The organism is Thermophilibacter sp. ZX-H3 (assembly GCF_052599055.1).
Window position 1 is genome coordinate 24142 of the sequence record NZ_JBQXES010000023.1, and the last position, 11256, is coordinate 35397.

The window sequence follows — 11256 nt, forward strand, 5'->3', positions numbered from 1 at the left end:
GGGAGAGGATGCCCCGTGGAAGAGATGCCCAAGAACTACGACCCCCAGACCGCCGAGCCCGAGCTCATCGAGCGCTGGATGAGCGCCGGCTGCTACCAGCGCTCCAAGGGAGTGGGGGACTGCACCGTCGTCATCCCGCCGCCCAACGTGACGGGCATCCTGCACATGGGCCACGCGATGGACGACTCCATCCAGGACGCTTACGTGCGCTACGCCCGCATGCGCGGACGCTCCACGCGTTGGATCCTAGGCACCGACCACGCGGGCATCGCCACGCAGACCAAGGTTGACAAGAAGCTCAAGAGCGAGGGCGTGAGCCGCCTGGAGATCGGGCGCGAGAAGTTCCTCGACGCCTGCTGGGACTGGACGCGCGAGTACGGCGGCACGATCGTCTCCCAGATCAAGCGCATGGGCTGCTCGATCGACTTCTCCGACGAGAAGTTCACGATGAGCCCCGAGTTCTCCCGTGCGGTGCGCAAGGTCTTCTGCGACTGGTACCACGACGGCCTCATCTACCGTGGCAAGCGCATCGTCAACTGGTGCCCGAGCTGCTGCACCGCCATCTCTGACGACGAGGCTGAGTACCAGGATGAGAAGGGCCACCTGTGGTACCTCCAGTACCCGCTCGTGGAGCCCGTTGACGGCATCGACCACATCACGGTTGCCACCACGCGCCCCGAGACCATGCTCGGCGACACGGGCGTGGCCGTCTCTCCGCAGGACCCCGAGAAGGCCAAGCTCGTGGGCAAGATGGTGTGCCTGCCCATCGTGGACCGCGAGATCCCGATCTTCTCCGACTGGCACGTGGACGCCGGCTTTGGCACGGGCTTCGTCAAGGTCACGCCCGCGCACGACCCCAACGACTACGCGATGGGCCAGGCTCACGACCTGCCGCAGATCAACATCTTCGACGAGCATGCCGTCGTCGTGGACGGCTACGGCGAGTTCTCCGGCATGAACCGCGACCAGTGCCGCGAGGCCGTGGTGGCGTGGTTCGAGGAGCATGGCCTGCTCGAGAAGGTCGAGGAGCTCGACCACTCCGTCATGCACTGCTACCGCTGCAACACCGCGCTCGAGCCCTGGCTCTCCGAGCAGTGGTTCGTTGCTGTGGACAAGCTCAAGGAGCGCGCCACGCAGGTCGTGCGCGACGGCGAGGTCAAGTTCCACCCCGAGCGCTGGACCCAGACCTATCTCACCTGGATGGACAACCTCAAGGACTGGTGCATCTCGCGCCAGCTCTGGTGGGGCCACCGCATCCCGGTCTTCTACTGCGAGGACTGCGGCTGGGAGGACGCCCTCATGGAGGACACGGACGTCTGCCCCAAGTGCGGCGGTCGCCACGTGCGCCAGGACGAGGACGTGCTCGACACGTGGTTCTCGAGCCAGCTGTGGACCTTCGCCACGCAGGGCTGGCCGGATGACACCTCCGAGCTCGCCGATCACCATCCCACCAAGGTCCTCGTGACCGCGCGCGACATCATCGCCCTCTGGGTGGCGCGCATGATCATGAGCTCGCTCTACTTCACCGGCGAGGTGCCTTTCCACGACGTCTACATCTATGCCACGATCCTGGCCAAGGACGGCAGCCGCATGTCCAAGTCCAAGGGCAACGGCGTCGACCCGATGGAACTTATGGAGAAGTACGGCGCGGACGCCATGCGCTACAACCTTCTCACGCTCATCACCAACAACCAGGACGTCAAGTTCGACGCCAACATCGACAAGAAGACGCACAAGCTCATCGACAGCCCGCGCACCGAGCAGGCTCGCGGCTTTGTGACCAAGATCTGGAACGCGAGCCGCTTCGTCCAGATGAACCTCGAGGGCTACGAGCCGGGCGCGCCCGCCGCCGTGACGCCGGAGGACGCGTGGATGCTGTCGCGCCTGGCGCGCGCCGTCGCGCACGCCACCGAGCAGCTGGAGACCTACGCCTTCGGCGACTACGCCCGCGAGATTCAGAGCTTCTTCTGGGGCGACGTCTGCGACTGGTACATCGAGCTCTGCAAGAGCCGCCTGCTCGACGGCGCGCCCGCCGAGCGCCTGCAGGTCCAGCGCAACCTCGTCTTCGTGCTCGACACCTGCATGAGGCTGCTGCACCCGGTCATGCCGTTCGTGACCGAGAGCGTCTGGGACGCCCTTCCCGCGTCCGGTCTCGACGACCACTCCGCCCAGTTCCTCATGGTGGCCGCCTGGCCTGAGCCCGAGCGCTTCGCCGAGTTCGTGAACGAGCGCGCCGAGAGGGACTTCGAGCTCGCCAAGCGCGTCATCTCCTGCGTGCGCTCCACGCGCGCCCGCTATCGCCTCTCGCCGCGCGCCGAGCTCGATGTGTGCGTGCGCTGTGGCGCCGAGGACGCGGCGGTTCTCGCCGGCCAGGAGGGCTTCGTGTGCTCCGTGGGTCACGTGGGGACGTTCGTCGCCGCCGCCGACGCCCAGAAGCCCGATGGCTGCGTCTCGGTGGCCGACGGGTCGCTCGAGATCTTCGTCCACGTGGGCGACCTCGTTGACCTTGTCGCCGAGTCCGCGCGTCTTTCCAAGGAGCTCGCCAAGGCCGAGAAGGACCTCGCGGGCGTTGAGCGCACGCTCGCCAACGAGGGCTTCGTCGCCAAGGCGGCTCCTGCGGTCATCGAGAAGAAGCGCGCGCAGGCCGCCGAGCTCACCGCCACGATCGAGCAGCTCAAGACCCAGATTGCGGACTTCGCCTAGCAAAGGGGACAGGTTATTTCTCTCAGAGAAAGTGGGACAGGCCTGCCGACGGCGGTGGGCCTGTCCCATAATGTGGGGCTTGGCAAACCTGTCCCAAAAACCCTGAGAAGAAAAACACGTCCCCAATTTCTCTGACGCCAGCGGCACGGGGTATCATCGCACCATCGCGGAAGGGAGGCTCGCATGGCCTATGCGGCGCTCGAGGCTCGGGACCTCGGCTTTGGGTATGGGGACGTCCCGGTGTGGGAGGGCGTGTCCTTCTCGCTGGCGGCGGGGCAGGTGGCGTTTCTGACCGGGCCTAACGGGGCGGGCAAGTCGACGCTCTTCCGCTGCCTTGTGGGGTGGCTCGAGCCCAGCGAGGGCGAGGTCCTTCTCGCCGGCGAGCCATTCACGGGGCACACGCGGGTCAGGCCCGGCACGCTCGCCTTCGTTCCCGACGTGCCCAGCTTCTACGACGACCTCACCGCCGCCGAGCACGTCGAGCTCGTGCTGGCCGCCAACCGGGCGGAGGCGGCGCGAGCTCGTGCGGGGCGCCTGCTCGAGCGCTTCGGCCTCACGAGCCGCGAGCGCCTCCTCCCCTCCGCGTACTCGCGCGGCATGCGCGAGAAGCTTGCGCTGGTGCTCGCCCTCGCGCTGCGACCGCGCGTTCTGCTGCTCGACGAGCCGCACGGCCCGCTCGACCGCGAGGCGTCGCTCGTGCTCTCCGAGGAGCTCGCGTCGGCCGCGCGCGAGGGGTCGGCGGTTCTGCTGAGCTGCCACCACGACGTGCCGGGCCTCGTCCCGGACGTCGCGCTCGCCCTTCGTGACGGCGAGCTTCGCCGGGAGCCCTAGCATGGCGGGCAACCTTGGCCTTCTGACGCGCCTTCGCCTGCGCCACCTGCGCAGCGACGCGCGCTTCCTTCTCTTTGCGGTTGGCACGGACATCGACGAGGACCGCGGCTTTCTCGAGCGCACCTATCAGGTCTACCTCGCCGTCATCCTCGCGGCGTCGCTCGCGCTCTCATGGGCGCAGGTGATTGACATCGTCGAGGGGCTGCGCGCGACGATGGGGGCAGATGCCTCCGCGTGGCTCGCCTCCACGCTGCTCGTGCTGGCGCCGGCGCTCGCCATCCTCGCATGGGGCGTGACCGGCATCAGGGAGACGCCTATTCGCCTGGTCGGCCCGGACATCGCGTGGCTCGCTCGCGTGGTGCGCCCGGAGGAGCTCCTCGTGGTGCAGCTCGTCGGCTCTGCCGCGGGAGTCGTGGTCGTGGCCGCGCTCGGCGGCACCCTGCTCGCCGCGCTCGTCGCAGGTCCGTGGATCACGTGGGTGACGGCGGCCGCGCTCGCCCTTCTCACCGCCCGCCTCTTCGTGCTCGACACGGTGCTGCCGAGAAGCGCCGCCGCGCGCCGCGCCCGCCGGGCCGCCACGGGGTGGGCGGGGGTCGTCGTCGCGTCCATGGGCGTCGGGCTTATCGCCGCCTCGGGGTTTCTCGCCGAGCTCGTTCCCGCCGCCCTCACGCCCCACGCGCTCCTCGCGGCGCTCGCCGCGGACGTGCTTCTCCTCGCGGGAGCGGTGAACTGCGCCGGAAGGGCGAACATGGCCTTCGTCATCGATGACAACGAGCTCTATGCCGCCCGCTGCGCCATGCGCTTCCTCGCCTTCTTGGACGGCGGGGCATATCGGGAGGCGTGCCGGCGTCGCCGTGCCCGCCGCGGGCGGCAGGCGAGAAGGACCTGGCGCTTCGGGGCCGGGCGGGCGGCGGCCGTCTCCCACGGGCTGCTGGGCCTCGTGCGGAATCCCGCGTCCGTCCTCGGCCTGCTCGCGTGGGGTGCGCTGCTCGTTCCCATGGGCGCCCTCCTCATGGTCTCCGACGTGGGCGTCGGCGTGCTGCTCTCGTGGCTCGTCTTCACGTGCTTCTCGCTTCGCACCCCGATCGGGCTCGGGCGGGTCTTCCGCGAGGACTGCCGCAACCGGCTCGTGCGCTCGCTTCTTCCGTTTGGCCGCCTCGAGCTCCTGGTCCTCGACGCGCTGCCGGCGCTCGCGGTGACGCTTGTCTCCTCGGTTGCGGTGACGGCTGCCGCCGCCCCGGCGCTGGGGGCGGACGCGTCTCTCGCCGCGGCCCTTGCCGTCGCCCTGGACCTGCTGCTTCTGCTGTCGTGCGGGCTCGACGACCCCGCGGCTCCCGTGCGGCTGGGCTCCGTGCTCGTGACGGGCTTTGCCGGTGCGGTGGCCTCGCTCTTCCTCGTAGGGCTTGCGTCCCTGCTTGGGTCCGCTCCGGCGCTCGCGTGCGCGCTTCTCGTCGACGCGCTTCTCGCAAGGACGCTCCGGTAGGGCGCGGTCGCGCGTGGCCGCGCGCCGCGGGGCCGCCATGGGCGCGGCGAGCCGCCTACGCCCAGCCGCCTACGCCCAGCCCAGGAGGTCGCGGATCACGCGGCTGGCGAGCATCTGGCCCATGATGGGCGGCAGGTAGCTCATCGTGCCCAGAAGCGACCCCTCGCGCATCCACTGCTCGTCGGAGATGGCCTCCATGCGCACCGGGTGCTCGTCCGAGAAGAGCACGCGCAGGCCGTGGATGCCGCGTCGATGGCACTCCTTGCGCATGATGCGCGCGAGCGGGCAGTTGACGGTGTCCTCGATGAGGGCGAAGCGCAGGCGGCACGGGTCGAGCTTGTTGGCGCCGCCCATCGCGGAGAGCTCGGGGACGCCGCGCTCCTGGCACCAGGCGGCGAGGCGCAGCTTCTGGGCCACGGTGTCGATGGCGTCGACGACGTAGTCGAGGGGGCCGAGCTCGTCCATCTGCTGGGGGAGCGCGTCCTTGTCCAGGAACGCAGTCACGGCGGTGACGTCGGCCGTGGGGTTGATGTCGAGCGCCATGGCGCGCATGACCTCGGCCTTGGGGCGTCCGATGGTGCTGTGGAAGGCGAGGGCCTGGCGGTTGATGTTGCTCGGAGCCACCACGTCGCGGTCCAGGAGCGCGAGGTGGCCCACGCCGCCGCGGGCGAGCGCCTCCGCGCAGCTCGAGCCCACGCCGCCGAGGCCGATCACGGCGACACGCGCCGCCGCGAGCCGCGCGAGCCCCTCGTCGCCGACGACGAGCCTCAGCCTGTCCGTTGCCTTCTCCGCCACTCAACCTCCCGAAAAGGGGACGCGTTTTTTCTCTCAGAGATTTTGGGACAGGTCTGATTCTGCCGCAATAGGCCTGTCCCAAAATCTCTGAGAGAAAAAACGCGTCCCCTTTTGCGTTACCGGTCTGCGACGCCTTTCGCGCGGGGTACTCCACTCTGGTAAAGTGCGGCCAGTGAGATCCGAGGGGGTTTGCATGCACAGAGAGTTCCTGATGGGCAACGAGGCCATGGCCGCGGGCGCGCTCGCCGCGGGCGTGAACGTGGTCGCCGGCTACCCCGGGACGCCGTCGACGGAGGTCCTGGAGGCCGTGGCGCGGCGCAGGCCCGAGGGGGTCTACGTGGAGTGGTCGGTCAACGAGAAGGCCGCGCTCGAGGTTGCCGCCGGCGCCGCCTACGCAGGGGCACGCGCGCTCGTCACGATGAAGCAGGTGGGCCTCAACGTCGCCTCCGACCCGCTCATGAGTCTGTCCTACATCGGCGTCAAGGGCGGCATGGTCGTGCTCGTGGCGGACGACCCCGGCCCCATCTCGTCCCAGACCGAGCAGGACACGCGCACCTTCGCCGCCTACGCAAAGCTGCCGATCCTCGACCCGTCGAGCCCGTCCGAGGCCTATGCGATGATGGGGGAGGCCTTCGCGCTCTCCGAGGAGCTCGGCTGCCCCGTGATCGTCCGCCCGACCACGCGCGTGGACCACGGCTACGAGGACGTGGAGGTGGCCGATCCCGATGAGTGGTCGCGCAACGAGCCCGAGGGCTTCGTCCGCGACCCGTCGCGCTGGGTCATCTTCCCCGCGCTCTCCGTGCGCGCCCATGCCTCCATCGAGAGGCGCGACGCTCTTCTCGCCAAGCGGTTCTCCGGTTACGCGAGAAACACGACGACGCAGATGGCGGGACCTGCCGCCCGCCCGCGCCTCGGCGTTGCCACCCATGGCATCAGCGCGACCTACGTTGCGGAGAACCTTGGCGAGAAGGACGACGTGCGCGTGCTCCGCGTGGCGACCCCGTACCCCTTCCCGGAGGACCTGGCCGCCGACTTCCTCGACGGCCTCGACGAGGTCCTCTGCGTCGAGGAGCTCGACCCCGTGATCGAGCGTGCCCTGGTGGCGGCCTGCGGCCGCCGCGGCCTCAACGTCAAGATCCGCGGCAAGCTCACCGGCGACATCCAGCCGTCGGGCGAGAACACCGTCGAGTCCGTAGGACGCGCCATCGACGCATTTCTCGGTAAGGGAGAGGCCAACGAGATCGAGGCGCCGGGCATTTCCCCGCGCGCAGTTTCGCAGGCCGAAGGCCGAGAATGTTTGAGCACGGAGAAATGCCCGGCGCCCCCCACGCTCCCGATTCGCCCGCCCGTCCTCTGCGCCGGCTGCCCGCACCGCGCGAGCTTCTACGCCGTTAAGAAGGCGATGCGCGGGCGCAAGACGCTCTTCTGCGGCGACATCGGCTGCTACACGCTCGGCAACGCCAAGCCGCTCGACATGGTGGACACGTGCCTGTGCATGGGCGCGGGCATCAACATCGCGCAGGGCGTGACGCACGTGGAGCCAGACACCGCGGCCTTTGCGTTCGTGGGCGACTCCACGTTCTTCGCCTCGGGCATCACCGGCGTGGTGAACGCCTTCTACAACCAGGCAAACATGACGCTCGTCGTGCTCGACAACTCCACCACGGCCATGACGGGCCACCAGCCGCACCCGGGCACGGGCCGCACGATGATGGGCCAGGTCGTGGAGAAGGTCTCGATCGAGCGCGTCCTTCTCGCCATCGGGCTCGCGGTGGTGGAGACCGTGGACCCGCTCGACCACGAGGCAGCCGTCGAGACCGTGCGCCGCGTCGCGGACGAGCCGGGCGTCAAGGCCATCATTTTCCGGAGCCCGTGCGTGGTTCTCGCCAGGCCGCGGGCCACGAGCGCGGTGGACGTCGAGAAGTGCGTCGGCTGCCAGCGCTGCGTGCGGGAGCTGGGGTGCCCCGCCCTCGTGCCGGACGCCGCGACGGGCAAGGTCCGCATCGACGCGACGCAGTGCACGGGCTGCACCCTCTGCGAGCGGATCTGCCCCACGCACGCCATCTCGGGAGGTGAGCGCCTGTGAGCGCCAACGTCATCCTCGCCGGTGTGGGCGGCCAGGGCGCCGTCCTCGCATCGAAGCTCCTCGCCCGCGCCGCAATGGGGCGCGGCCTCCCCGTGAAGACGGCCGAGACCATCGGCATGGCGCAGCGCGGCGGCTCCGTGTTCAGCCACGTACGGGTGGGGGAGGGTGCCCACTCGCCCCTCATCGGGCGTGGCCGGGCGGACGCGATCGTTGCCTTCGAGCCCGCGGAGGCCGTGCGCCAGCTGCCGTTTCTCCGTCCGGGCGGCATGGTCGTCACGAGCGACGCGCCCGTCGTCCCCGTCTCGGCCGCCACGGGCGGCCCGGCGTACGACCTGCCCGCGATAGTGTCCCACCTGCGCGAGCGCGTTGGCGAGAAGAACCTCGTCGTCGTGGATGCCGCCGCCGCGGAGGCCGAGCTCGGAACGGCCAGGGCGCTGAACGTCGTCCTTCTCGGCGCCGCGGCCCGGGCCGGCGCCCTCGGCCCCGTCACCGTTGACGACCTTGCGGACGCCGTCCGCGCCACCGTGAGCCCCCGCTTCCTCGACCTCGACCTTGCCGCCCTGTCAATTGGGGACGTGTTTTTTCGCGCAGACAAAATGGGACAGGCTTGCCCGCGCGCGTACGGCACGTCATCCCGAGCCATCTGGCCCATTGGCCCCCTTCAATAACCTGTCCCATTTTGTCAGCACGAAAAAACACGTCCCCAATTGACGCCCAATTGACGGAGGAGCCAAGCATGAAGATCAGCGAGTCCCAGCTCAAGCTCGTGAACGACCAGGTCCAGCGTCTCGTGGCGTCGGGCAACTACTTTGGCCGGCGCCTCGAGGAGGCGGGCGTCACCGAGGTCACTTGCGAGGAGGACTTCCTCGCGCTGCCCTTCTCCGAGAAGGAGGACCTGCGCAACTGCTACCCGCTCGGCGTCTCTGCCGTGGACGAGCGCGAGATCGTGCGCATCCACTCGAGCTCGGGCACCACGGGCACGCCGGTCATCATCCCCTATACCGCCAAGGACGTCGACGACTGGGCGGAGCAGTTCCGCCGCTGCTACGAGCTCGCCGGCATCACGGCGGACGACCGCATCCAGATCACGCCCGGCTACGGTCTCTGGACCGCGGGCATCGGATTCCAGGCGGGCGCGGAGAAGCTCGGGGCGATGGTCGTCCCCATGGGCCCGGGAAACACCGAGAAGCAGCTTCAGTTCATGGTGGACCTCCAGACAACGGTCATCGGCGCCACGTCCAGCTACGCGCTGCTCCTCGCCGAGGAGGTCGAGAAGCGCGGCCTGCGCGACAGGATAGCCCTCACCAAGGGCGTCATCGGCTCCGAGCGCTGGGGCGAGAAGATGCGCGAGCGCGTGAAGGCGGGCCTCGGCATCTCCATCTACGACATCTACGGCCTCACCGAGGTGTACGGCCCCGGAATCGGCATCTCCTGCGACGCCGAGGACGGCATGCACTACTGGGACGACTACCTCTACATTGAGATCGTCGACCCCGCGACGGGCGAGCCGCTTCCGGACGGGGAGTGGGGCGAGATCGTCATCACCACGCTCGTCAAGGAGGGCGCGCCGCTCATCCGCTTCCGCACGCACGACCTCAGCCGCATCATCCTCGGCACCTGCTCCTGCGGCTGCCCCTTCCCGCGCATCGACGCGCTTCAGGGCCGCTCCGACGACATGGTCAAGATCCACGGCGTCAACGTCTTCCCGCGCCAGATCGAGGAGGTGCTTCAGGGATACCCGCAGCTCTCGAGCGAGTACCAGATTCGCCTGTCGCACCTCGAGGGGCGCGACACCATGCGCATCTACGTCGAGACGGACGGCACGCAGGACTTCCTCGAGCTCGCGGACGAGGTCGCGCACGAGGTCAAGCGTCGCATCGGCTTCACGCCGCTCGTGAAGGTGGTCGAGCTCGGGGTGCTGCCCAGGAGCGAGAAGAAGACCCGTCGCGTCTTCGACGAGCGCTACGACTAGGCGGCGGGCGCACGCGCCGCGGCTGACATCAAATCTGGTCGCGGGTTTCTGGCAGTTTTCGGGCCCCCAGGGGACCCCGAAATGCCAGAAACCCGCGGCCAGATTTGATGCAACGCCCTGCCTGATCCGACAAACGACCCCGCCGCCCCTGTCGGGTCGCCCCTGCTAGGTCGTCGAGAGGCGGTAGACGATTGTGGACTCCCAGGGGCTCCCGGGATCGCAGACGGGCTGCGGCCACTCGGGGTGGTGGATCGCGTCGGGGTAGAACTCGGGCTCGAAGGCGAACCCCGACCGCGGGGCGTAGTCGAAGCCGCCTTTGGCCCCCTTGTCGCCCAGCCAGTTGCCGGTGTAGAGGTGCGCGGCCGGCGTGGTGAGAAGGACCTCGAGCCGCCGCCCGCTCGCGGGGTCGTGGGCGAGAAGGGCGCGGCGGGGAAGGCCTCCCGGGACGTAGCCTCGCACGCAGAGGCAGTGGTCGTAGCCCCGGCCGCGCCGGAGCTGCTCGTCGTCCGCGTCGATGTCGGCGCCGAGCGCCTTGGGCCGGCGGAAGTCGAACGGCGTTCCCGCCACGTCCGCGACCTCGCCGGTGGGCACCGAGTCCTCGCGGACCGGGAGGAAGCGCTCGGCGTCCACCTGGACCACCTGGTCGAGGACGTCCCCCGACCCGTTCCCCGCGAGGTTGAAGTAGGAGTGGTTGGTGATGTTCACGTACGTGGGGGCATCGGTCTCGCACCGGTACGTCACGCGCAGCTCGACGGCCCCGTCCTTCTCGCCCAGCGCGTAGGTCGCGTGGAAGGTGCGGCCGCCCGGCAGGCCGAGCTCTCCGTCGGCGAGGCGACAGGTCAGGCGGACGGCGTTCGCCGCCTCGTCGGCCTCCGCGTCCCAGAGCCGCTTGTGGAGGCCGTGCTCCGAGCTCGTGTGGTTGTTGTTCCGCCCGTCGGGCCCGTCGTTTCCGGGGAGGCGGTAGGTGACGCCCGACAGCGGGACCTCGGCGCGGTCGGTGCGGTTTGCGACGGGGCCCACGGTCCCGCCGAAGAACGCCGGGTTCTCACCGGCATAGCCCTCGACCGAGTCGAAGCCGAGAAGGACGTCCGCCAGGGCGCCGTCACGGTCCGGCAGCTCGAGGGCCAGCAACGTGGCGCCGAAGTCGGACACGGACGCGCGCACGCGCCCTGCCTCGAGGACGAAGCGCGTCGCCTCGGCGCCGTCAGGCGTGGTCCCAAAGGGGCGTCTCTCGATCATGGTGCACCTCCGCTTCTGGTCGTGGCCCCAGTGTAGCGCGCCGCGGCCAGTCGGCGGGCCACCGTCCGGCGGGCGACGGCACGGGCCCAGTGACGGGTTCTGGACGGACGGGGCGCGTTTGGGACGCTCGTCCGTCCAGAACCCGTC

8 protein-coding genes are annotated in these 11256 nt (G+C 69.5%); 6 read left to right on the forward strand and 2 right to left on the reverse strand.

Going from position 1 to position 11256, the window contains the following annotated elements:
- The first annotated feature begins 15 nt into the window (after positions 1 to 15).
- From ACULPM_RS09700 to ACULPM_RS09710, 3 genes are all read left to right on the forward strand, one after another.
- Positions 16 to 2703: a valine--tRNA ligase gene (locus tag ACULPM_RS09700; protein ID WP_445332246.1), complete on the forward strand. Its 2688-nt coding sequence runs from the start codon at positions 16 to 18 to the stop codon at positions 2701 to 2703.
- Positions 2704 to 2886: 183 nt separating this feature from the next.
- On the forward strand, positions 2887 to 3534 hold the full coding sequence (locus ACULPM_RS09705; RefSeq protein ID WP_445332247.1) for an ABC transporter ATP-binding protein: 648 nt from the start codon (positions 2887 to 2889) through the stop codon (positions 3532 to 3534).
- Position 3535: 1 nt separating this feature from the next.
- Complete coding sequence (locus ACULPM_RS09710) at positions 3536 to 5017, forward strand: hypothetical protein (protein WP_445332248.1); 1482 nt, start codon at positions 3536 to 3538, stop codon at positions 5015 to 5017.
- A 69-nt stretch (positions 5018 to 5086) separates the two neighbouring features.
- Here the strand turns inward: ACULPM_RS09710 and ACULPM_RS09715 are convergent, their stop codons facing one another.
- Positions 5087 to 5812, reverse strand: coding sequence for a tRNA threonylcarbamoyladenosine dehydratase (locus tag ACULPM_RS09715; RefSeq protein ID WP_445332249.1), 726 nt, complete (start codon positions 5810 to 5812; stop codon positions 5087 to 5089).
- 193 nt (positions 5813 to 6005) lie between these two features.
- Between ACULPM_RS09715 and iorA the strand changes: the two genes are divergently transcribed.
- The 3 genes from iorA to ACULPM_RS09730 all read left to right on the forward strand — a co-directional run bounded on the left by iorA (position 6006) and on the right by ACULPM_RS09730 (position 9870).
- Positions 6006 to 7898, forward strand: coding sequence for an indolepyruvate ferredoxin oxidoreductase subunit alpha (gene iorA / locus ACULPM_RS09720; RefSeq protein ID WP_445332336.1), 1893 nt, complete (start codon positions 6006 to 6008; stop codon positions 7896 to 7898).
- Positions 7895 to 8566 (forward strand): indolepyruvate oxidoreductase subunit beta, encoded by a 672-nt coding sequence (locus tag ACULPM_RS09725; protein ID WP_445332251.1) that lies wholly within the window; start codon positions 7895 to 7897, stop codon positions 8564 to 8566. Before iorA ends, ACULPM_RS09725 begins: the two co-directional genes overlap by 4 nt.
- Positions 8567 to 8634: 68 nt before the next feature.
- The gene (locus ACULPM_RS09730) at positions 8635 to 9870 is read left to right on the forward strand and encodes a phenylacetate--CoA ligase family protein (RefSeq protein WP_445332252.1); all 1236 of its coding nucleotides are present in this window, start codon (positions 8635 to 8637) and stop codon (positions 9868 to 9870) included.
- Positions 9871 to 10035: 165 nt separating this feature from the next.
- Here ACULPM_RS09730 and ACULPM_RS09735 read toward each other — a convergent pair whose 3' ends face one another.
- Positions 10036 to 11109 (reverse strand): aldose epimerase family protein, encoded by a 1074-nt coding sequence (locus ACULPM_RS09735; RefSeq protein WP_167931045.1) that lies wholly within the window; start codon positions 11107 to 11109, stop codon positions 10036 to 10038.
- Positions 11110 to 11256 lie beyond the last annotated feature (147 nt).